Below are 21,915 nucleotides of genomic sequence, written 5' to 3'. Positions count from 1 at the left end.
AGGATTACCGCTCAAGGGAGAGCGCGATGGTCAGCAAGCCGCCCGCAGGCGACCCGGTCCAAGACGCACCGCAGGTCGCGCCGCCCCAGCACGCGGCCGCCGGACTCCCCGCCGTCGGGCACACCCTCAAGATCGCGCAGGCACAGATGGGCGTGCGGCGTACCGCGCGGACCCTGCTCAAGGTCAATCAGAAGGACGGCTTCGACTGCCCCGGCTGCGCCTGGCCCGAGGCCGACAAGCGGCATGTGGCGGAGTTCTGCGAGAACGGGGCGAAGGCGGTCGCCGAGGAGGCGACGCTGCGCCGGGTGACACCCGACTTCTTCGCCGCCCATCCCCTCTCCGACCTGGCGAACCGCAGCGGCTACTGGCTGGGGCAGCAGGGCCGCATCACCCAGCCGATGTATCTGCCGGAGGGCGCCGAGCGGTACGAGGCGGTGACCTGGGAGCGAGCCTTCGCGGTCATCGCCGAGGAGCTGCGCGCCCTCTCCTCCCCCGACGAGGCGCTCTTCTACACCTCGGGGCGGACCAGCAACGAGGCCGCGTTCCTTCTCCAGCTCTTCGCCCGCGAGTTCGGTACGAACAATCTGCCGGACTGCTCCAACATGTGCCACGAGTCGTCCGGTTCGGCACTCAACGAGACCATCGGAATCGGCAAGGGCAGCGTCTCCCTGGAGGACCTCCACCAGGCCGACCTGATCATCGTGGCCGGGCAGAACCCGGGGACGAACCACCCCCGGATGCTCTCCGCCCTGGAGAAGGCCAAGGCCGCGGGGGCGCGGATCATCTCGGTCAACCCGCTGCCCGAGGCCGGCCTGGAGAAGTTCAAGAACCCGCAGACCCCGCAGGGCATGCTCAAGGGCGCCTCGCTCACCGACCTCTTTCTGCAGATCCGCATCGGCGGCGACCAGGCCCTCTTCCGGCTGCTCAACAAGCTGATCCTGGACACCGAAGGCGCCGTCGACGAGGAGTTCGTACGGGAGCACACGCACGGGTACGAGGAGTTCACGGCCGCCGCGCGGGCGGCCGACTGGGACGAGACGCTCGCCGCGACCGGCCTGACCCGCGGCGAGATCGAGCGAGCCCTGGAGATGGTCCTCGCCTCGCAGCGGACCATCGTCTGCTGGGCGATGGGACTCACCCAGCACAAGCACTCCGTGCCGACCATCCGCGAAGTGGTCAACTTCCTCCTCCTGCGCGGCAACATCGGCCGCCCCGGCGCCGGTGTGTGCCCGGTCCGCGGCCACTCCAACGTGCAGGGCGACCGCACGATGGGCATCTTCGAGCGGCCCGCGCCCGCCTTCCTCGACGCCCTGGACAAGGAGTTCGGGATCGTCTCGCCGCGCCACCACGGCCTCGATGTGGTCCGCTCCATCCAGGCGCTGCGCGACGGCGAGGCGAAGGTCTTCTTCGCCATGGGCGGAAACTTCGTCGGAGCCACGCCCGACACGGAGGTCACGGAGGCGGCGATGCGCCGCGCCCGGCTGACCGTCCACGTCTCGACGAAACTGAACCGCTCGCACGCGGTCACCGGTAGGCGCGCTCTGATCCTGCCAACGCTCGGGCGCACCGACAAGGACGTCCAGGCCTCCGGCAAGCAGTTCGTGACGGTGGAGGACTCGATGGGCCTGGTGCACGCCTCGCGCGGCAACCTGCCGCCCGCGAGCCCGCACCTGCTCTCCGAGCCGGCGATCGTGGCCCGGATGGCACGGGCCGTGCTCGGCGCCCGGTCGGCCACCCCCTGGGAGGAGTTCGAGAAGGACTACGCCACGATCCGCGACCGCATCGCGCGCGTGGTACCGGGATTCGACGACTTCAACGCCCGGCTGGCCGCGAACCCGGGCGGCTTCGCGCTCCCGCACGCCCCGCGTGACGAGCGGCGCTTCCCCACGGCCACCGGCAAGGCCAACTTCACCGCCGCGCCCGTCGAGTACCCGGAGGTCCCGGAGGGCCGGCTGCTGCTGCAGACCCTGCGCTCGCACGACCAGTACAACACCACGATCTACGGCCTCGACGATCGCTACCGCGGCATCAAGGGGGGCCGCCGCGTCGTGCTGGTCCACCCGCAGGACGCGGCGGCGCTGGGTCTGGCGGACGGGGCGTACACCGACCTGGTCAGCGAGTGGAAGGACGGCAGCGAGCGGCGGGCGCCCGGCTTCCGGGTGGTGTACTACCCGACGGCCCGCGGCTGCGCGGCGGCGTACTACCCCGAGACGAACGTCCTCGTGCCGCTGGAGTCCACGGCGGACGTCAGCAACACCCCCGCCAGCAAGTCCGTCGTCGTGCGTCTGGAACAATCACAGCCCGCCTAAGCGTTTGCTCAGGCGGATCAGTGATCAGCGGATCTGTTGATCAGCAGCCGTACGAAGACGAACGGAGCCGGGCCGATGGGTGAGCAGCAGCACGTGAAGTTCCCGCCGGAAGTCATCGAGGAGTACGCCGCACTCGGCGTGGACCTTCCCGCTCTCTTCTCGGCCGGGCACCTCGGCAACCGGATGGGCGTGCAGATCGTCGAGGCCTCGGCGGACAAGGTCGTCGGCACGATGCCGGTGGAGGGCAACACCCAGCCGTACGGACTGCTGCACGGCGGCGCGTCCGCGGTGCTCGCCGAGACGCTCGGCTCGATCGGCTCGATGCTGCACGGCGGCGTCTCCAAGATCGCCGTGGGTGTGGACCTGAACTGCACCCACCACCGCGGGGTCCGCAGCGGCCTGGTGACGGGTGTGGCGACGCCCGTCCACCGCGGGCGCTCCACGGCCACGTACGAGATCGTGATCACCGACGAGCACGACAAGCGGGTCTGCACGGCCCGGCTGACCTGCATGCTCCGCGAGGTCACGGCGAAGGACGCGGCGAACGTCCCGGACGCCGGGACGAGCACGGCGGCGGGCGCCTGACCGCACACGTACCTCACGGATCCCGCGCACCTCACGGATCCCACGTACCTCGCGGATCACGGCGAGGACGCACTCCACACGCGCGGCCCGGTACGGCTCCCCCGTACCGGGCCGCCGTCGTACCCGGCCCCGGTCCCCAACACCGATGTCTCCGGACCCTCTTGCCCCGCCGGGCGACACCCGCTTCACTGGCGGCCTCCCCCACAGGAGAACACCCGTTCCACTCACACACCGAGGGGTTCTTCTTGACCGCCGTACGCACCACGACCGTGGCGAGCGCAGTCGCCGCCGCGGCCTGCGCTGCCGTTCTCGCCACCGCGATCCCGTCCGCAGCGATCAACTCGTACAACGCGACCCCCGCACCCGAGCGCACCGAGGTCGGCGCGCTGGTCGCGACCTGGGACAACGACGGCGACCCGAGCACGCCCGACCGGGTCGACTGGGTCTGTTCCGGCACCATGATCGACGCGGACACCTTCCTGACCGCGGCGCACTGCACCACCGACTGGCCGGAGAACGTGCGGTTCTACGTCTCCCTCGACCAGGACGTGCAGGGCGGCCTCGACAAGGCGGCCGCCGAGCACCCGGGCGACCCGTCCGCCGTGGCACGGGCCGTGGCGGTCGAGGGCACCGCGCACAACCACCCGGCCTATCCCGGCCCGGCCTCCGACAACCACGACATCTCGGTGGTCCAGCTGTCCGCCGCGAAGCTGAAGGAGCGCTGGTCCTTCACGCCGGCGGCGCTGCCCAAGGCGGGCGCGCTCTCGGCGCTCGGCCCGCAGGGGCTGAACGACACCTCCTTCGTCGTCGCCGGTTACGGCACCCAGGAGGCCCGGCGAGGCCCGGGCGGCCACACCCATCCGGGAGGCGGTGTCCGGCTGAAGGCGCCCGTGACGTTCAACGCGCTCAACGACGCCTGGATCCGGCTCTCCATGAGCGCGCCACAGGGCAACGGCGGTGCCTGCTACGGCGATTCGGGCGGTCCCAACTTCGCCACGCTGAACGGGAAGCGGACCCTGGTCGCCACCACGATCACGGGCGACACGCCCTGTTACGCCACGAATGTCGTGTACCGCCTCGACACACCCGGCGCCCGGGACTTCCTGAAGCCGTTCACACAACTGCCGTAAACGGTGCGGCTGTTGTGCCTCCGCCCCACCCTCCCCTAGCGTGGCACCCGGGGCACTGTCGCCGCACACGCCGGCCAGGACCGCCTGTCGCGCGGCCCTGGCCGGCGGCTTTCCCGTGGCGAACGGCCCTACGACGCGAGGGCGAGGGCGGGCGCGACGGCAAGGGCGGAGCCGGGCACGCGGGACGAGGGCGAGGGCGGGACCGGGCACGAGGGGCGAGGGCGGGCGCGACGGCGGAAGCGGGACCGGGCGCCCCGCCCGCCCGGCCGTAACAGTGCGTAACACCCGCGCAACCCGGAAGCGGAGTGACGGGCTCAGCGCTTCGTCCGCTCAGATTTGAGCGCTTGTCCGCTATTCGGACACCGTCCATTCCGTGTCGACAGGTGCAAGATCGGCTCAAGCCCCTGAGCGGAACTGCACGTTCTCACTATGTGAACACCTCATTGCTGACCGTTATGCCCCATTTTGCCCACCCGCTGTCCACCTCCTCTCCCCCTCGCGATAACAAGACAGTCACATCCTGACCTCGCCGCTCCCCACCTCCTCCACCTGCGCTTAGAGTCACCGCCAGTCACCGCGCCGCCGGGCGCGTCCACTGCACGACCCGCATCACCAGTCATCCCAGTACGGCCCGGCATTCACCACGGCACCTCTTGCTACAGCTTCATCGGCACCGCCTCAGCTCGAGGGGGCCGCGCCAGGGAAAGGATTCTTCGTGCGACACCGTTCCTTGCTCATCCTCACCACCGCGATCACCGCGGGAGCACTCACCCTCACCGCCTGCGGTTCGCGCGACGACAAGGGCGGCGACGCCGCCGGCGGCGGCAACTCGACCGTCGTCATCGGCCTCGACGCGCCCCTGACCGGCGACCTCTCCGCGCTGGGTCTCGGCATCAAGAACTCGGCCGACCTCGCGGTCAAGCAGGCCAACAAGAAGCAGTACGTCAAGGGCATCACCTTCAAGCTCGAAGCCCTCGACGACCAGGCCCAGCCCTCCTCCGGCCAGCAGAACGCCACCAAGCTGGTCGCCGACAAGGAGGTGGTCGGCGTCGTCGGCCCCCTGAACTCCTCCGTCGCCGAGTCGATGCAGAAGGTCTTCGAAGACGCGAACCTGGTGCAGGTCTCCCCGGCCAACACCAACCCCGCGCTCAGCCAGGGCCCCAAGTGGAACACCGGTGAGAAGAAGCGGACCTACAAGTCCTACTTCCGCACCGCCACCACCGACGCCATCCAGGGCCCGTTCGCCGCCCAGTACGTCGTCAACAAGGCCAAGAAGACCAAGGCCTTCATCATCGACGACAAGAAGACCTACGGCGCCGGCCTCGCCGGCACCTTCAAGGGCGAGTTCGAGAAGCTCGGCGGCAAGGTCGTCGGCACCGACCACGTCAACCCCGACACCAAGGACTTCAGCGCCGTCGCGACCAAGGTCAAGAGCTCCGGCGCCGACGTCGTCTACTACGGTGGCGAGTACCCGGCCGGCGGCCCGCTGACCAAGCAGATCAAGGAAGCCGGCGCCAAGGTCATCGTCGTCGGCGGCGACGCGCTCTACAGCGCCGAGTACATCAAGCTCGGCGGCGCCGCGGCCAACGGCGACATCGCCACCTCGGTCGGCGCGCCGATCGAGACGCTCCCGTCCGCCAAGGAGTTCCTCGCCAACTACAAGGCCGAGAACTACAAGGACGCGTACGAGGCGTACGGCGGCTACTCCTACGACTCGACCTGGGCCATCATCGAGGCCGTCAAGAAGGTCGTGGACGCCAACGGCGGCAAGCTGCCCTCCGACGCCCGCGCCAAGATCGTCGAGGCGATGCAGACCATCTCCTTCGAGGGCGTGTCCGGCAAGGTCTCCTTCGACGAGTTCGGTGACACCACCAACAAGCAGCTGACCGTGTACGGCGTCCAGAACGGTGCCCACAAGCCGATCGAGTCCGGCACCTTCGGCGGCTGATCCGCCCCACCTCACCACCCAGCACCACCTTCGCCGCGCGGGGCGCCGTACCAAGCGCCCCGCGCGGTGTCACATCCGTCGAAAGTCTCGGAGGACAATGCGGTGAACGAACTGCCGCAGCAGCTGGTCAACGGCCTGCTACTGGGATCCATGTACGGGCTGGTCGCCGTTGGTTACACGATGGTCTACGGCATCGTCCAGCTCATCAACTTCGCCCATGGCGAGATCTTCATGACCGGCGGCTTCGGGGCCCTGACGGTCTGGCTCATGCTCCCCGGAGGCACCAGCCTCTGGGTCGCACTCCCCCTCATGATCATCGGCGCCATCCTGGTCGCCACGACCATAGCCGTCGGCGCCGAACGCTTCGCCTACCGGCCGCTGCGCGGCGGACCCAAGCTCGCCCCGCTCATCACGGCCATCGGCCTCTCGCTCGCCCTCCAGCAGGCCGTCTGGGCCTGGTACCCCGAGGCCAAGTCGGCCCGCACCTTCCCCCAGATCCCCGGCGGCCCGATCGAGCTCGGCCCGATCACCATCGGAACCGGTGACGTCTTCCTCGTCATCGCCGCCCCGATCTGCATGGCCTTCCTCGCCTTCTTCGTCATGCGCACCCGCATCGGACGCGGCATGCAGGCCACGGCCCAGGACCCGGACACCGCCCGGCTCATGGGCGTCAACACCGACCGCATCATCGTGATCGCGTTCGCACTCGGCGCCTCGTTCGCCGCCGTCGGAGCCGTCGCCTACGGCCTCAAGTACGGTCAGATCGACTACAAGATGGGCTTCCTCCTCGGACTCAAGGCGTTCACCGCCGCAGTCCTCGGCGGCATCGGCAACATCTACGGCGCCATGATCGGCGGGCTCGTCCTCGGCATCGCCGAGACCATGGCCACCGCCTACATCAACCACATCCCCGGCATGCAGCAGCTCGGCGGCCAGTCCTGGGCCGATGTCTGGGCGTTCGTACTCCTCATCGTCGTCCTCCTCCTCAGGCCCCAGGGCCTGCTGGGCGAGCGCGTCGCGGACAGGGCGTGACCACCATGACCACAACTTCCGAGAACACGACGGCCCCCGCCGCACCCGAGCCCACGCCCGCCAAGGCGACCGGACTCCTCCCGCTGCCCCTCACCACCGCCCGGGCCCTGATCCTCGGCGGCGGCGCCCTCACAGTGGTCAGCTGCTTCCTCTCCTGGACCTGGACGGCCGCCTTCCCCGGCGACCTCACCGTCTACGGCTACCCGGGCGGCCTCCAGTGGCAGGTCCTCGTGACCGGCCTGCTCACCGTCCTCTTCAGCCTCTCCTCGTACGGAGTCAAGGGCACTCGCTGGCTCACCCCCGCCGGCGCCGACGCGGCGCTCAAGTTCTCCGCACTCGCCTCCTTCGCCACCGCCTGGTACACGATCGTCGCGATCAGCGTCCAGCTCGGCGGCCCGATCAACCTGGAGCCCGGAGGCGCCGTCGTCGGCGTCGCCACCCTCCTCACCCTGATCGGCACCCTGGCCCTGCCCTTCGAACGTCCCGAACTCCACCCCGTGGACCCCGAGGACGACAGCTGGTCCCAGTTCCGGCACAAGGCCGCCAACGGCTGGCAGACCTTCAAGGCCTCCTTCGCCGCGGGCCAGGCCCGCACCTTGCGCCCCCTGCCCTCCGCCGTCGAGATCCTCATCATCACCGGCATCCTCGCCACCGGCCTCGGCATCTTCACCTACGGCATCGGCACCGAGTACGACGAGCTGTTCATCGGCTTCCTCATCACGGCCGGCCTCGGCTTCGCCGCACTCACCAAGTCCGGCCTCATCCAGCAGGCCACCCAGCTGACGGCGAAGCACCAGAACCTCACGATCGCCGGCGCCTTCATCGCCGCCGCCCTGTTCCCCTTCACCCAGACCGACGACCAGTACGCCACCATCGGCGTCTACATCCTGATCTTCGCGACGGTGGCACTCGGCCTCAACATCGTCGTCGGCCTCGCCGGCCTGCTCGACCTCGGTTACGTCGCCTTCCTCGGCGTCGGCGCCTACGCCGCTGCCCTCGTCTCCGGCGCACCGACCTCCCCGCTCGGCATCCACCTCCCCTTCTGGGCCGCCGTCCTCGTCGGCGCCGGCGCCTCCCTGATCTTCGGCGTCCTCATCGGCGCCCCGACCCTGCGGCTGCGCGGCGACTACCTCGCCATCGTGACCCTCGGCTTCGGCGAGATCTTCCGCATCACCATGATGAACACGGACGGCACCTCCGGTCCGGACATCACCAACGGCTCCAACGGCATCGCGTCCATCCCGAACCTCAACATCTTCGGCTTCGACTTCGGCATGGAACACTCCATCGCCGGATTCACCATCGGACGCTTCGCCAACTACTTCTTCCTCATGCTGCTGATCATGGCGGTCGTCGTCCTCGTCTTCCGACGCAGCGGCAACTCCCGCATCGGCCGCGCCTGGGTCGCCATCCGCGAAGACGAGACCGCCGCACTCGCCATGGGCATCAACGGCTTCCGCGTCAAGCTCATCGCCTTCGCCCTCGGCGCCTCCCTCGCCGGCGTCGCCGGCACCGTCCAGGCCCACGTCACCTACACCGTGACACCCGAGCAGTACCTCTTCGCCGGCCCCATCCCGCCCAACTCCGCCTTCCTGCTCGCAGCCGTCGTCCTCGGCGGCATGGGCACCATGAGCGGCCCCCTGGTCGGCGCGGCACTGCTCTTCCTCATCCCCAACAAGCTTCAGTTCATGGGCGACTACCAGCTGCTCGCCTTCGGACTCGCGCTGATCCTGCTCATGCGGTTCCGCCCCGAAGGCATCATCGCCAACCGGCGCAACCAGCTCGAGTTCCACGAGAACGCCGAAGCGCCCGCCACGCTCGCCAAGGCAGGTGCCTGAACCATGACCACCACCACCACGACGAAGGACACCGCCCCGGCGGTCCCCGAGCGCGAGCCCGTGCTCGACGCCCGCGGAGTCACCATGCGCTTCGGCGGCCTCACCGCCGTCCGCGACGTGAACCTCACCGTCAACAGCGGAGAGATCGTCGGTCTCATCGGCCCCAACGGCGCCGGAAAGACCACCTTCTTCAACTGCCTCACCGGTCTCTACATCCCCACCGAAGGCGAAGTCCGCTACAAGGGCAACGTGCTGCCGCCCAAGTCCTTCAAGGTCACCGACGCCGGCATCGCCCGCACCTTCCAGAACATCCGACTCTTCAGCAACATGACCGTCCTGGAGAACGTCCTGGTCGGCCGTCACACCCGGATGAAGGAAGGCCTCTGGTCCGCCCTCCTGCGCCTCCCCGGCTTCAAGAAGGCCGAAGCCGAAGCGGAGACGCGAGCCCTGGAACTCCTCGAGTTCATCGGCCTCAAGCACAAGGCCGACCACCTCGCGAAGAACCTCCCCTACGGCGAGCAGCGCAAGCTCGAAATCGCCCGCGCCCTCGCCAGCGACCCCGGCCTCATCCTCCTCGACGAGCCCACCGCCGGCATGAACCCCCAGGAGACCCGGGCCGCCGAAGAGCTCATCTTCGCCATCCGGGACATGGGCGTCGCCGTGCTCGTCATCGAGCACGACATGCGCTTCATCTTCAACCTCTGCGACCGGGTCGCCGTACTCGTCCAGGGCGAGAAGCTCCTCGAAGGCGACAGCCAGACCGTCCAGAGCGACGAAAGGGTCATCGCCGCCTACCTCGGCGAGCCCTTCGAAGGCGCGCCCGGCGAGGAGGAGGTGGCCGAGGTCGAGGCGGCGGAGGCCGCCGCCGAAGAGGCGACCGCGGAGGCGACCGCGGAGGAGGCGACCGGCACGGACGCCGACCCCGAGCCCTCCGACGCCGACGAGGCCACCGACGCCGCCACGGACAGCACAGAGACCGCGGCCGAGGACACCCCGAAGGCCCCCGGTTCGGGCAAGGAGAACGACGCATGACCGCACTGCTCGAAGTCGAGGACCTGCGCGTCGCCTACGGCAAGATCGAGGCCGTCAAAGGCATCTCGTTCTCCGTCGAAGCCGGCGAGGTCGTCACCCTGATCGGCACCAACGGCGCCGGCAAGACGACCACCCTCCGCACCCTCTCCGGACTCCTCAAGCCCGTCGGCGGCCAGATCAAGTTCGAAGGCAAGTCCCTCCGGAAGACACCCGCACACAAGATCGTCTCTCTCGGACTCGCCCACTCCCCCGAAGGCCGCCACATCTTCCCCCGGATGACGATCGAGGAGAACCTCCTCCTCGGCGCCTTCCTCCGCAAAGACACCGCCGGCATCAACAAGGACGTCCAGCGCGCCTACGACCTCTTCCCCATCCTCGGGGAACGCCGCAAGCAGGCCGCGGGCACCCTCTCCGGCGGCGAACAGCAGATGCTCGCCATGGGCCGCGCCCTCATGTCCCAGCCCAAACTGCTCATGCTCGACGAGCCCTCCATGGGCCTCTCCCCGATCATGATGCAGAAGATCATGGCGACCATCGCCGAACTCAAGGCCCAGGGCACCACCATCCTGCTCGTCGAGCAGAACGCCCAGGCCGCCCTCGCCCTGGCCGACCACGGCCACGTCATGGAGATCGGCAAGGTCGTCCTGTCCGGAAGCGGCCGGGACCTCCTCCACGACGAGTCCGTCCGAAAGGCGTACCTCGGCGAGGACTGAGCCCCCGGCTCCGAGAACGAGGAGGCCCGCCCCACAGCGTTGTGGGGCGGGCCTCCTTCTCGTCGTCCTCGTCCTACGGCACTACTGCTGGCCCTTGGCCGCCTTCTTCTCCTCGGCGTCCTCGATGACCGCCTCCGCGACCTGCTGCATCGACATACGACGGTCCATCGACGTCTTCTGGATCCAACGGAACGCCGCCGGCTCCGTCAGCCCGTACTGCGTCTGCAGGATGCTCTTCGCCCTGTCGACCAGCTTGCGCGTCTCCAGCCGCTGGGAGAGGTCCGCGACCTCCTTCTCCAGCGCCCGCAGCTCGGCGAAACGGGACACGGCCATCTCGATCGCCGGCACCACGTCGCTCTTGCTGAACGGCTTCACCAGGTACGCCATGGCACCGGCGTCCCTCGCCCGCTCGACGAGGTCGCGCTGCGAGAAGGCGGTGAGCATGAGGACCGGGGCGATGGACTCGCCCGCGATCTTCTCGGCGGCGGAGATCCCGTCGAGGACGGGCATCTTCACGTCGAGAATGACCAGGTCGGGGCGGTGCTCGCGGGCGAGCTCGACGGCCGTGGCGCCGTCACCGGCCTCGCCGACGACCGAGTAGCCCTCTTCTTCGAGCATCTCTTTGAGGTCGAGGCGGATGAGGGCCTCGTCCTCGGCGATGACGACACGGGTCGTCAGCGGCGGAACGTGCGACGCGTCGACGTCGTCTGCGGCGGGCTGGGGCGACTCGGGGGCGGTCACGGGGGCTCCTCGTTGCGGGGCGTGGCGCTGCACCGTGAAGCCTACCTAGTGGGCTTGGCCAGCGCGCACACGGTATGCTGCACGCGGTCACCCTGCCGGGTTGGTGGAACGGTATACACGGAGGTCTCAAACACCTCTGCCCGAGAGGGCTTGCGGGTTCGAGTCCCGCACCCGGTACTGGTTCCGAAGCGGACGTTCACCTTCGTGTGAATGTCCGCTTTTTGCTACGTGCCGCCAGGAAGCGTTGCGCAGAGTAGTCGCATGCACTTCCATGGCACAGAGGTGCGACAGCGAGCGCTCATCCTCCTCCGAGGCGGGACGAAGAACGCCGACGTGGCCCGCGAGCTCAACGTCCCCACGGGCACGATCAGCTACTGGAAGCACGTCGACCGTGCGAAGCGCGGCGAGTGTCCCGGGCGGCACAGCCCGAAATGTCCACGCTGCGATGGGGTGAGCTGAACGAAGTTGCGTACGCCTGTCTGCTCGGGCTCTACCTCGGCGACGGCCACATCAGGCCCGGGAAGAAGCACGAGCGGGCCATCGTCCTGGAGTCGTGGCAGCAACAGATCGTGAACGCACACCCGTGGGCGTTCATCCGGGGGCTGATCCACTCCGACGGATCCCGGATCGCCAACTGGATCGAGAAGATCATCGGTGGCCGGCTCAAGCGGTACGAGTACCCCCGGTACTTCTTCACCAATTCGTCCGCCGACATCACCGGGCTCTTCACCGCCGCCCTTGACCGTGTCGGTGTCGAGTGGAAGGCCACCGGCCAGTCGCGCACCGCGCGGAACATCTCGGTCGCGCGCAAGCCGTCCGTCGCTCATGGACCTGACGTGGGGCCCAGGTCCTGAGCCCGCGGTCGTGGTCGTGGTCAGGCGGCGGGGTTGTCGTCTTCGCCGATGTGGTGGACGCGGACGAGGTTGGTTGAGCCGGCGACGCCGGGTGGGGAGCCGGCGGTGATGACGACGACGTCACCTTTCCGGCAGCGGCCGATGCGGAGGAGTTCTTCGTCGACCTGGGCGACCATGGCGTCGGTGGAGTCGACGTGGGGGCCGAGGAAGGTTTCGACGCCCCAGGTGAGGCTGAGCTGGGACCGGGTGGCGGGGTCGGGGGTGAAGGCGAGGAGGGGGATCGGGGAGCGGTAGCGGGAGAGGCGTTTGACGGTGTCGCCGGACTGGGTGAAGGCGACGAGGAATTTGGCGCCGAGGAAGTCGCCCATTTCGGCGGCGGCGCGGGCGACGGCGCCGCCTTGGGTGCGGGGCTTGTTCCGTTCGGTGAGCGGGGGGAGGCCCTTGGCGAGGATGTCCTCTTCGGCGGCTTCGACGATGCGGCTCATGGTTTTGACGGTTTCGACGGGGTGCCGGCCGACGCTGGTCTCGCCGGAGAGCATGACGGCGTCGGTGCCGTCGATGACGGCGTTGGCGACGTCGGATGCTTCGGCGCGGGTGGGGCGGGAGTTGTCGATCATCGAGTCGAGCATCTGGGTGGCGACGATGACCGGTTTGGCGTTGCGCTTGGCGAGTTTGATGGCGCGCTTCTGGACGATGGGGACTTGTTCGAGGGGCATTTCGACGCCGAGGTCGCCGCGGGCGACCATGATGCCGTCGAAGGCGGCGACGATGTCGTCGATGTTGTCGACGGCCTGGGGCTTCTCGATCTTGGCGATGACGGGGAGGCGGCGGCCTTCCTCGTCCATGATGCGGTGGACGTCCTTGATGTCGCGTCCGCTGCGGACGAAGGAGAGGGCGATGACGTCGGCGCCGGTTCGGAGGGCCCAGCGGAGGTCGTCGACGTCCTTGTCGGAGAGGGCGGGGACGGAGACGGCGACTCCGGGGAGGTTGAGGCCCTTGTGGTCGGAGACCATGCCGCCTTCGATGACGCGGGTGTGGACGCTGGGCCCGTCGACGGAGGTGACTTCGAGGGTGACGCGGCCGTCGTCGACGAGGATGCGTTCGCCGGTGGTGACGTCGTCGGCGAGTCCGCCGTAGGTGGTGCCGCAGATGTGGCGGTCGCCGTCGACGGGTTCGACGGTGATGGTGAAGGTGTCGCCGCGTTCAAGGAGTACGGGTCCGTCGAGGAAGCGGCCGAGGCGGATCTTCGGACCTTGAAGGTCGGCGAGGACGCCGATGCTGCGGCCGGTTTCGTCGGAGGCCTTCCGGACGCGTTGGTAGCGCTCCTCGTGTTCGGCGTAGGTGCCGTGGCTGAGGTTGAGGCGGGCGACGTCCATTCCGGCTTCGACCAGTGCCTTGATCTGGTCGTATGTGTGGGTGGCGGGGCCCAGGGTGCAGACGATTTTGGCTCGGCGCATGGTTCGAGCCTAGGGCTTACCGGCGGGTAGAGAAGCGGCCTGGCATGACTGTTCAACAACCTTTGCGTGAAAGGTTATTGACAAGACTTGAATCTGTGCGGCGGGGTGCTCCGATGAGCACGTGAGGGGCCAGGACGAAGGACGGCTAGAGCTTCGGCGGGAGCATCGTGAAGCGGGCGGTGACCTCGGCGGTGACGGTCTGGCGCTGGGGTTCGAGGTCGAGCGGTGGGGCCTCGTCGATCGATTCCGCCGCGAACGCCATCCGGGTCCCGCCCATCAGCGCGGGTGGCGGGACCATGCCGGTGTCGGAGAGTTCGAGGAGGGCGGCGAGGCTCGTGCCGAGGGCCGCCGCGTAGGCGCGGGCGCGCTCGACCGCCTCCCCCACCGCTTTGCGGCGTGCCTCTTCGTACGCCGGGGATTCCGGGCGCAGGGCCCACCAGGGCCCCTCCACGCGGGTGAGTTCGAGATCGGCGAGGCGGGTGACCAGTTCACCGAGGGCTGTGAAGTCGTTGAGTTCGGCTGTCAGCCGGACGCCGCCCCGGTAGGCGCGGACTCGTTCGCCGCGTCCGTGGCGGCCGGTTTCGGGGGCGATGGAGAAGGCGCCGGTCTCCAGTCTCTCGACGGCGTCGCCGTAGGAGGTGACGAGTTCGGCGGCGAGGGCGTTGCGGCGGGTGAGATCGGTGAGGGTCGCTCGCCGGTCGGAGCCGCGTGCGGCCACCGTCACCGCGATGCGGGCGATCTCCGGGTCCACTTCGAGTCGTGCCTCGCCGCGCACCGCTACCTGCGGGGCTTCGGGGGTGGGGTGTTCGGTCGTCGTCACTGGGGGCTCCCTCGTCAGGCCGGCGGGTGCGGTCCGGAACACTTTCCCACTCCGTAACCCGAAAGGTCTGTTGCCCGGGTGGCGTCTGAGCCAGAATCTACGCGCGTTGTGCGCCATCGAACCACCAAGGAGATCACATGCCGCTGAACCGCCGGACGTTCCTGGAGAGCTCCGTCGCCGTCGGAGCCGGAGCCGCCCTGACGACGGGGGTCGCCGCCCCCGCGCAGGCCCATGGACGTCCCCCCAAGCCGGCCAAGCGGTACTCCTTCACCGTCATGGGCACCACCGACCTCCACGGCAACGTCTTCAACTGGGACTACTTCACGGACAAGGAGTTCGACGACAAGGCGCACAACGACGTGGGTCTCGCGAAGATCTCCACGCTGGTCAACCAGGTGCGCGAGGAGAAGGGGCGGCGCAACACCCTCCTCATCGACGCCGGTGACACGATCCAGGGCACCCAGCTGTCCTACTACTACGCGAAGATCGACCCGATCACGCGGACGGGTGGCCCGGTCCATCCGATGGCGCAGGCCATGAACGCGATCGGATACGACGCGGCGGCGCTCGGCAACCACGAGTTCAACTACGGCATTCCGGTGCTGCGGAAGTTCGAGGAGCAGTGCGACTTCCCGCTGCTCGGTGCCAACGCGCTCGACGCGAAGACTCTGCGGCCCGCTTTCCCGCCGTACAGCATCCACCGGCTGTGCACTCCGCACGGCCGGGACGTGCGCGTGGCGATACTCGGCCTGACCAACCCGGGCATCGCGATCTGGGACAAGGCGAACGTGTCCGGAAAGATGGTCTTCCCGGGTCTGGAGGAGCAGGCAGCGAAGTGGGTGCCGAAGCTGCGGTCGATGGGCGCCGACGTGGTCGTGGTCTCGGCGCACTCCGGTTCCAGCGGCACCTCTTCGTACGGTGACCAGCTTCCGTACGTCGAGAACGCGGCCGGTCTGGTGGCCGAGCAGGTGCCGGGCATCGACGCGATCCTGGTCGGGCATGCCCACACCGAGATCCCGGAGTACCGGGTGAGGAACAAGGAGACCGGTCAGGACGTCGTGCTGTCCGAGCCGCTCAAGTGGGGCCAGCGGCTGACCCTGTTCGATTTCGACCTGGTCTGGGGCAAGGGCCGCTGGACGGTGGAGAAGGTCGGCGCGCGGGTTCTGAACTCCAACACGGTGGCCGAGGATCTGGAGATCACCGGACTGCTCGCCGACGAGCACAAGAAGGTCGTCGCATACGTCAACCAGGTGATCGGGACGTCGACCGCCGCCATGGCCACGGCCGACGCGCCGTGGAAGGACGAGCCGATCATCGACCTGATCAACCATGTTCAGGCGGAGACGGTGAAGGCGGCGCTGGCCGGCGGCGAGTACGCCGCCCTCCCCGTCCTCTCGCAGGCGTCCTGCTTCTCCCGTACCGCCGCGATCCCGTCCGGTGAGGTCACCATCAAGGACGCCGCCGGGCTCTACCCCTTCGAGAACACGCTGGAGGCGCGTCTTCTGACGGGTGCCCAGCTGAAGGACTACCTGGAGTACTCGGCGAGGTACTACGTCCAGACCCCGGCCGGCGCGCCGGTGGAGCCCGCGAAGCTGACGAACGCGGGTGGCATCCCGGACTACAACTACGACGCGGTGTACGGCCTCACGTACGAGATCGACATCGCGCAGCCGGCCGGTTCGCGGATCGTGAACCTGTCCTTCGACGGCCGGCCGATCGATCCGGCGGCGCGGTTCGTGCTGGCGGTGAACAACTACCGGGCGAGCGGCGGCGGCGCGTTCCCGCACGTGGCGGGCGCCCCGCAGCTGTGGGCCGACTCGGACGAGATCCGTAACACGATCATTCAGTGGGTGCGGGCGAAGGGGACGGTCGACCCGGGCCAGTTCGCCTCGGTGGACTGGAAGCTGACCCGGAACGGCACGCCCGTCTTCTAGTTCAGCTCTGTGTGAGAGGCGTCAGCACCTGGCCCTGGGCCGGGATGCGTGGCGCCTCTCGCCGTTCCAGACCGAAGCTGGTGAAGGCGGTGCGGCACGGGAGCGGGTACGGCTCCTTGCCGGTGAGGGAGTTGAGGATGGTGGCGCTGCGCCAGGCGGCGAGCCCGAGGTCGGGGGCGCCGACGCCGTGGGTGTGCTTCTCGGCGTTCTGGACGTAGACGGAGCCGGTGACGGACTCGTCGAGGACGAGCCGGAAGGCGTCGTCGATGCGGGGCCGGTTGGCGGAGTCGTGGCGCAGGTAGGGGTCGAGGCCGGCGAGCATGCGGTCGACGGGGCGTTCGCGGTAGCCGGTGGCGAGGACGACGGCGTCGGTGGTGAGCCGGGAGCGGGTGGCCTGCTGGATGTGTTCGAGGTGGAGTTCCACCTTGGTGGTGGCGACTCGTCCGGCGGTGCGGATCTGGACGCCGGGGGTGAGGACGGCGTCGGGCCAGCCGCCGTGGAGGGTGCGGCGGTAGAGCTCGTCGTGGATCGCGGCGATGGTGTCGGCGTCGATGCCTTTGTGCAGCTGCCATTGGCGGGGCAGGAGTTCGCCGCGTACCCGTTCGGGCAGGGCGTGGAAGTAGCGGGTGTAGTCGGGGGTGAAGTGCTCCAGGCCGAGTTTGGAGTACTCCATCGGCGCGAACGCCTCCGTGCGGGCCAGCCAGTGGATCTTCTCGGCTCCGGCGGGCCGTGCCCGGAGCAGGTCGAGGAAGACCTCGGCGCCGGACTGGCCGGAGCCGATGACGGTGACGTGTTCGGCGGCGAGGAGCATCTCGCGGTGGTCGAGGTAGTCGGCGGAGTGGATGACGGGGACGCCGGGGGCGTCGGCGAGCGGCTTCAGCGGCTCGGGGACGTACGGTTCGGTGCCGACGCCCAGGACGACGTTCCGGGTGTAGGCGCGGCCGAGGGCCTCGGCTTCGCCGTCGGTGTCCAGCTGGGTGTAGTCGACCTCGAAGAGGGCGCGTTCGGGGTTCCAGCGGACGGCGTCGACCTGGTGGCCGAAGTGCAGGCCGGGGAGCCGGCCGCTGACCCAGCGGCAGTAGGCGTCGTACTCGGCGCGCTGGATGTGGAACTTCTCGGCGAAGTAGAAGGGGAAGAGCCGGTCCCGGGTGCGCAGGTAGTTGAGGAACGACCAGGGGCTGGCGGGATCGGCGAGGGTGACGAGGTCGGCGAGGAAGGGGACTTGGAGGGTGGCGCCGTCGATGAGGAGGCCGGGGTGCCAGTGGAAGGCCGGATGCTGCTCGTAGAAGGCGGTGGCGAGGCCGCCGGGGATGCCGTGGGCGAGGGCGGCGAGGGAGAGGTTGAAGGGTCCGATGCCGACGCCCACGAGATCGTGGGGGTGATCGGGGTCGCGCTGGGGTGTGCTGCCGGTCATCGGTCGGTGCCGCCTTCCACGAGGGTGATCAGGGTGTCGAGGTCGCCGGGGCCGGCGTGGGGGTTGAGCAGGGTGGCCTTGAGCCAGAGCCGGCCGTCTTCGTGGGCCCTGCCGAGGACCGCGCGGCCTTCGGTCAGGAGTCTGCGGCGGATCGCGGCGACGGCGGTGTCGTCGGCGTCGGTGGGCCGGAAGAGGACGGTAGTGAGGGTCGGGCGTTCGTACAGCTCGAGGCCGGGGGCCTTGTCGACGAGGTCGGCGAGGTGCTGGGCGAGCCGGCAGCACTGGTCGACGAGTGCGCCGAGGCCGGTGCGGCCGAGGGCGCGCAGGGTGACCGCCGTCTTGAGGATGTCGGGGCGGCGGGTGGTGCGCAGGGAGCGGCCGAGGAGGTCGGGCAGGCCGGCTTCGGTGTCGTCGTCGGCGTTGAGGTAGTCGGCGGTGTGGGTGAGGGCGGTCAGGTCGGCGGCGTCTCGGACGGCGAGGAGTCCGGCGGCGACCGGTTGCCATCCCAGTTTGTGCAGGTCGAGGGTGACGGTGCGGGCGCGGTCGAGGCCGGTCAGGAGGGTGCGGTGGGTGTCGCTGAAGAGGAGCGGGCCGCCGTAGGCCGCGTCGATGTGGAGGTCGGCGCCGTGGGCGGCGCAGAGGTCGGCGATCGCGGGGAGGGGGTCGATGCTGCCGGTGTCGGTGGTGCCGGCGGTCGCGGCGACGAGGAGGGGGCCGTGGAGGTCGGTGAGCGCCTCGTCGAGGGCGACGGGGTCGAGGGTGCCGTTGGGGGTGGGGACGGTGACCGGTTCGGGCAGGCCGAGGAGCCAGGTGGCGCGGTGGAAGGAGTGGTGGGCGTTGGCGCCGACGACGGTCTGGACGGCGCCGTGGCGCTCGCGGGCGAGGAGCAGCGCCAGTTGGTTGGCCTCGGTGCCGCCCGTGGTGACGAGGGCGTCGGGGAGGGGGGCGTCGGGGTGTGCGCGGGGGTAGACCTGTGCGGCGAGGGCTTGGGTGACCAGGGCTTCGAGGGCGGAGGCGGCGGGGGCCTGGTCCCAGGAGTCCATGGAGGGGTTGAGCGCGGAGGCGGCGAGGTCGGCGGCGGTGGCGAGCGCGAGCGGCGGGGTGTGGAGGTGTGCGGCGCAGAGGGGGTCGGCTGGGTCGGCGGCGCCGGCGGCGAGGGTGTGGACGAGGGTGTGGAGGGCTGCGTCGGCGCCGGTGCCGGTGTCGGGGATCGCTTCGCCGAGGGCCTCGCGCAGGCGGGCGGCGACGGCGTCGGGTCCTCCGGCGGGCAGGGGGCCGCCGCGGGTGACGGCTCCGTCGTGGAGTGCGGTGAGGACGGTGTCCAGGAGCGGGCGCAGGGCTGCCGGTCCGGAGGGGCCTCCGGCGAGGGGCGGGGAGTTCGGCGTGGGCGCGGCACACATGGCACCACCCTGCCGAGGGTTGCGGGGGTCTGTCCGGCGAGCGGGGGCAAGTAACCCGAACGGGGGACGGGGCCCGGGGAGAGGGCCCCGTCCGGTGGGGGTGGGCGGCCGGTGCGTCCGGTCGGGCGGCGGGCCGTGGCTGCCCGCCCGCTACGCGCCGCGGACGCGCAGTGCCCGGCGCAGGTCGTCGAGTTGGTCGGCGAGCTTGCGGTGGAGGGCCGGGATCATGGCGTTCTCGTTCAGGTGGGTCTCGCCGAGGGAGAGGGAGGCCGTGTCGACGGCGTACGCCGGGAAGGCGTAGCGGCCGGCGGCCTCGGCCATCGCGGGGCCGCGGCGGGCGCCGAGGGCGATGGCGGCGGGGTAGAAGCGGGGCACGTACTCCCGTACGAGTTCGGCCTGTTCGGGCTGCCAGAAGCCCTGTGCGGTCGCGGTGAAGAGGTAGTTGGACAGGTCGTCGGTGTCGAAGAGGCGGGACCAGGCGGCCGCCTTGGTCTGCGGGTCGGGCAGGGCGGCGCGGCAGCGGGCCGCCCCCTCCTGGCCGGTGGCGCTGGGATCGCGCGCCAGCTCCTCGTCGATCGCGGCTTCGTCGAGGGCGCCGAGGACGGCGAGGCGGGCGAGGATGCGCCAGCGGAGCTCGGGGTCGACCTCGGGGCCGCCGGGGACGGTTCCCTCGGCGAGCCAGGCGGCGATCGTGTCGGGCTGGGTGGCGCTGTCGATGAAGGTGCGGACGGCGGTCAGGCGCAGGCCGGGGGCATCGCCGTCCTCGGTGCGGCGGATGAGGTCACGGGCCAGGGAGGTGAGGAGGGCCAGCGCACCGGGGCGCTCCTCGGCCGGCAGGTAGCGGTCGGTGATCTGGGCGCGGGCGAAGGAGAGGACGCCTTGGACGACGGCGAGGTCGGTCTCCTCGGGGAGGTGGGTGTGGGCCGTCTCCAGGTAGGCGGCGGGCTCCAGTTCGCCGTCGCGGACCATGTCGCGCAGGGTGTTCCAGACGAGGGCGCGGGTGAGGGCGTGGGGGATGCCGGAGAGGCCGCGCAGGGCGGTCTCCAGGGAGGTCCCGTCGAGGCGGACCTTGGCGTAGGTGAGGTCGCCGTCGTTGAGGACGACGAGGGCGGGGCGCGGGCCGGGGAGGTCGACGGGCGCGGTCTGCGGCACATCGAGTTCCAGGCGCTCGCGAGGCACGAGCCGGCGGGCGTCGATGAGGTCGCGGTCGTAGACGCCGGCGGCGATGCGGTGCGGGCGGCTGCCGTCGTGGCGCACGGTGAGGGTGGTGCGGGTCTCGTCGCCGCCGAGTGTGGGGGTGAGGGCGTCGACGCCGGTGGTGCGCAGCCACCGCTCGGCCCAGCCGTGGACGTCGCGGTCGGTGGCGGAGGCGAGGTTGTCGATGAAGTCGGCGAGGGTGGCGTTACCGAACTTGTGGCGCTTGAAGTGGGTGTTGATGCCGGCGAGGAAGTCCTTCTCCCCCATCCAGGCGACGAGCTGGCGCAGGGCGGAGGCGCCCTTGGCGTAGGAGATGCCGTCGAAGTTGAGCAGTGCGGAGGCGGTGTCGGGGACGGCGTCGGGGTCGGGGGCGACGGGGTGGGTGGAGGGGCGCTGGTCGGCGTCGTATCCCCAGGCCTTGCGGGCGATGCCGAAGTCGATCCAGGTGTCGGGGAAGCGGTCGGAGCACGCTTCGTTGACGGTCTGGTAGCCCATGTACTCGGCGAAGGACTCGTTCAGCCAGATGTCGTCCCACCAGCGCAGGGTGACGAGGTCGCCGAACCACATGTGGGCCATTTCATGGGCGATGACCATGGCGCGGGTCTGGCGCTCGGTGACGGTGACGGCGGAGCGGTAGACGAACTCGTCGCGGAAGGTGACGAGGCCGGGGTTCTCCATGGCGCCGGCGTTGAACTCGGGGACGAAGGCCTGGTCGTAGGAGTCGAAGGGGTAGGGCTCCTCGAACTTCTCGTGGAAGCGGTCGAAGCAGGCCTTGGTGACGTCGAGGATCTCCTCGGCGTCGGCGTCGAGGTGGGGGGCAAGGGAGCGGCGGCAGTGGATGCCGAAGGGGAGCCCGGCGTGCTCGGTGCGGACGGAGTGCCAGGGTCCGGCGGCGACGCAGACAAAGTACGTGGAGAGGAGCGGGGTGGCGGCGGCCTTCCAGCGGCCGTCGGGCTGCTGTTCGGTGATGCCGTTGGAGAGGACGGTCCAGCCCTCGGGGGCCGTGACGGCCAGCTCGAAGACGGCCTTGAGGTCGGGCTGGTCGAAGGCGGCGAAGACGCGCTGGACGTCCTCCATGAAGAGCTGGGTGTAGACGTAGGACTCCCCGTCGGTGGGGTCGGTGAAGCGGTGCATGCCCTCGCCGGTACGGGAGTACCGCATGGTGGTGGCGACGCTCAGGACGTGTTCGCCCTCGGCGAGGGTGAGCGGGAGCCGATTGCCGTCGAGGGAGCCGGTGTCGAGGGGCTCGCCGTCGAGGAGGGCGGAGTGGAGGGTCTCGGGCTTGAGCTCGACGAAGGTGTCCCCGGCGGTGCGGGCGGTGAAGCGGATGACGCTGGTGGATTCGAAGGTCTCGTCGCCGGTGGTGAGGTCGAGGTCGACCGCGTAGTGCTGGACGTCGAGGAGCTGGGCACGGGTCTGCGCTTCGTCGCGCGTCAGTACGGGCATGGGGCCCATGCTGCCTGACGGTGCCGGGACGCGGCAGGGGGGTGTGAGGGACTGTCCGCCGGACA

At 69.8% G+C, this 21,915-nt stretch carries 15 protein-coding genes, 1 tRNA gene and 1 pseudogene; 11 read left to right on the top strand and 6 right to left on the bottom strand.

Features of this window, described 5'->3' with window-relative positions:
* The first annotated feature begins 26 nt into the window (after nucleotides 1–26).
* The 8 genes from IE136_RS02320 to IE136_RS02285 all read left to right on the top strand — a co-directional run bounded on the left by IE136_RS02320 (nucleotide 27) and on the right by IE136_RS02285 (nucleotide 10,587).
* Nucleotides 27–2,309 (top strand): FdhF/YdeP family oxidoreductase, encoded by a 2,283-nt coding sequence (locus IE136_RS02320; protein ID WP_158986299.1) that lies wholly within the window; start codon nucleotides 27–29, stop codon nucleotides 2,307–2,309.
* Nucleotides 2,310–2,384: 75 nt separating this feature from the next.
* On the top strand, nucleotides 2,385–2,894 hold the full coding sequence (locus tag IE136_RS02315; protein WP_158986301.1) for a PaaI family thioesterase: 510 nt from the start codon (nucleotides 2,385–2,387) through the stop codon (nucleotides 2,892–2,894).
* Nucleotides 2,895–3,139: 245 nt separating this feature from the next.
* Nucleotides 3,140–4,024 (top strand): trypsin-like serine protease, encoded by an 885-nt coding sequence (locus IE136_RS02310; protein WP_158986303.1) that lies wholly within the window; start codon nucleotides 3,140–3,142, stop codon nucleotides 4,022–4,024.
* A gap of 715 nt (nucleotides 4,025–4,739) precedes the next feature.
* Nucleotides 4,740–5,972 (top strand): branched-chain amino acid ABC transporter substrate-binding protein, encoded by a 1,233-nt coding sequence (locus IE136_RS02305; RefSeq protein ID WP_158986305.1) that lies wholly within the window; start codon nucleotides 4,740–4,742, stop codon nucleotides 5,970–5,972.
* A gap of 102 nt (nucleotides 5,973–6,074) precedes the next feature.
* Nucleotides 6,075–7,004, top strand: a complete 930-nt coding sequence (locus IE136_RS02300) for a branched-chain amino acid ABC transporter permease (RefSeq protein WP_158986307.1) — start codon at nucleotides 6,075–6,077, stop codon at nucleotides 7,002–7,004.
* Nucleotides 7,001–8,842, top strand: a complete 1,842-nt coding sequence (locus IE136_RS02295) for a branched-chain amino acid ABC transporter permease (RefSeq protein WP_373308973.1) — start codon at nucleotides 7,001–7,003, stop codon at nucleotides 8,840–8,842. Before IE136_RS02300 ends, IE136_RS02295 begins: the two co-directional genes overlap by 4 nt.
* A gap of 3 nt (nucleotides 8,843–8,845) precedes the next feature.
* Nucleotides 8,846–9,874: an ABC transporter ATP-binding protein gene (locus IE136_RS02290; RefSeq protein WP_158986311.1), complete on the top strand. Its 1,029-nt coding sequence runs from the start codon at nucleotides 8,846–8,848 to the stop codon at nucleotides 9,872–9,874.
* On the top strand, nucleotides 9,871–10,587 hold the full coding sequence (locus IE136_RS02285) for an ABC transporter ATP-binding protein (protein WP_158986314.1): 717 nt from the start codon (nucleotides 9,871–9,873) through the stop codon (nucleotides 10,585–10,587). The genes IE136_RS02290 and IE136_RS02285 overlap by 4 nt, the downstream gene beginning before the upstream one ends.
* A gap of 81 nt (nucleotides 10,588–10,668) precedes the next feature.
* On the opposite strand, the gene IE136_RS02280 is transcribed toward IE136_RS02285, so the two are convergent.
* On the bottom strand, nucleotides 10,669–11,328 hold the full coding sequence (locus tag IE136_RS02280; protein WP_158986316.1) for an ANTAR domain-containing response regulator: 660 nt from the start codon (nucleotides 11,326–11,328) through the stop codon (nucleotides 10,669–10,671).
* A gap of 94 nt (nucleotides 11,329–11,422) precedes the next feature.
* Between IE136_RS02280 and IE136_RS02275 the strand changes: the two genes are divergently transcribed.
* Together IE136_RS02275 and IE136_RS02270 are read left to right on the top strand one after the other, a co-directional pair.
* Nucleotides 11,423–11,505 (top strand) — tRNA-Leu (locus tag IE136_RS02275).
* 84 nt (nucleotides 11,506–11,589) lie between these two features.
* Nucleotides 11,590–12,182, top strand: a pseudogene (locus IE136_RS02270) (helix-turn-helix domain-containing protein).
* Between the two features lie 20 nt (nucleotides 12,183–12,202).
* On the opposite strand, the gene pyk reads toward IE136_RS02270, so the two are convergent.
* Together pyk and IE136_RS02260 are read right to left on the bottom strand one after the other, a co-directional pair.
* On the bottom strand, nucleotides 12,203–13,639 hold the full coding sequence (gene pyk / locus IE136_RS02265; RefSeq protein WP_189599251.1) for a pyruvate kinase: 1,437 nt from the start codon (nucleotides 13,637–13,639) through the stop codon (nucleotides 12,203–12,205).
* Between the two features lie 145 nt (nucleotides 13,640–13,784).
* Nucleotides 13,785–14,459, bottom strand: coding sequence for an SIMPL domain-containing protein (locus tag IE136_RS02260; protein ID WP_229818595.1), 675 nt, complete (start codon nucleotides 14,457–14,459; stop codon nucleotides 13,785–13,787).
* 137 nt (nucleotides 14,460–14,596) lie between these two features.
* Between IE136_RS02260 and IE136_RS02255 the strand changes: the two genes are divergently transcribed.
* Nucleotides 14,597–16,393, top strand: a complete 1,797-nt coding sequence (locus IE136_RS02255) for a bifunctional metallophosphatase/5'-nucleotidase (protein WP_189599249.1) — start codon at nucleotides 14,597–14,599, stop codon at nucleotides 16,391–16,393.
* A 1-nt stretch (nucleotide 16,394) separates the two neighbouring features.
* Here the strand turns inward: IE136_RS02255 and IE136_RS02250 are convergent, their stop codons facing one another.
* The 3 genes from IE136_RS02250 to pepN form a co-directional block, all read right to left on the bottom strand.
* The gene (locus IE136_RS02250; protein WP_158986324.1) at nucleotides 16,395–17,807 is read right to left on the bottom strand and encodes a lysine N(6)-hydroxylase/L-ornithine N(5)-oxygenase family protein; all 1,413 of its coding nucleotides are present in this window, start codon (nucleotides 17,805–17,807) and stop codon (nucleotides 16,395–16,397) included.
* Nucleotides 17,804–19,207, bottom strand: coding sequence for a pyridoxal phosphate-dependent decarboxylase family protein (locus IE136_RS02245; protein WP_158986326.1), 1,404 nt, complete (start codon nucleotides 19,205–19,207; stop codon nucleotides 17,804–17,806). Before IE136_RS02245 ends, IE136_RS02250 begins: the two co-directional genes overlap by 4 nt.
* Nucleotides 19,208–19,357: 150 nt before the next feature.
* Nucleotides 19,358–21,850: an aminopeptidase N gene (gene pepN, locus IE136_RS02240; protein WP_189599248.1), complete on the bottom strand. Its 2,493-nt coding sequence runs from the start codon at nucleotides 21,848–21,850 to the stop codon at nucleotides 19,358–19,360.
* Nucleotides 21,851–21,915 lie beyond the last annotated feature (65 nt).

The organism is Streptomyces lateritius (genome assembly GCF_014649715.1).
Classification (GTDB): Bacteria; Actinomycetota; Actinomycetes; order Streptomycetales; family Streptomycetaceae; genus Streptomyces; species Streptomyces lateritius.
Note: the sequence above shows the minus strand (reverse complement) of the source record. Positions and strands in the feature narration are given on the sequence as shown.

Coding starts and splice junctions, on each gene's coding strand:
- IE136_RS02320 (WP_158986299.1), top strand. CDS start 27: ATGGTCAGCAAGCCGCCCGCAGGCGACCCGGTCCAAGACGCACCGCAG.
- IE136_RS02315 (WP_158986301.1), top strand. CDS start 2,385: ATGGGTGAGCAGCAGCACGTGAAGTTCCCGCCGGAAGTCATCGAGGAG.
- IE136_RS02290 (WP_158986311.1), top strand. CDS start 8,846: ATGACCACCACCACCACGACGAAGGACACCGCCCCGGCGGTCCCCGAG.
- IE136_RS02285 (WP_158986314.1), top strand. CDS start 9,871: ATGACCGCACTGCTCGAAGTCGAGGACCTGCGCGTCGCCTACGGCAAG.
- pyk (WP_189599251.1), bottom strand. CDS start 13,639: ATGCGCCGAGCCAAAATCGTCTGCACCCTGGGCCCCGCCACCCACACA.
- IE136_RS02255 (WP_189599249.1), top strand. CDS start 14,597: ATGCCGCTGAACCGCCGGACGTTCCTGGAGAGCTCCGTCGCCGTCGGA.
- IE136_RS02250 (WP_158986324.1), bottom strand. CDS start 17,807: ATGACCGGCAGCACACCCCAGCGCGACCCCGATCACCCCCACGATCTC.
- IE136_RS02245 (WP_158986326.1), bottom strand. CDS start 19,207: ATGTGTGCCGCGCCCACGCCGAACTCCCCGCCCCTCGCCGGAGGCCCC.
- pepN (WP_189599248.1), bottom strand. CDS start 21,850: ATGCCCGTACTGACGCGCGACGAAGCGCAGACCCGTGCCCAGCTCCTC.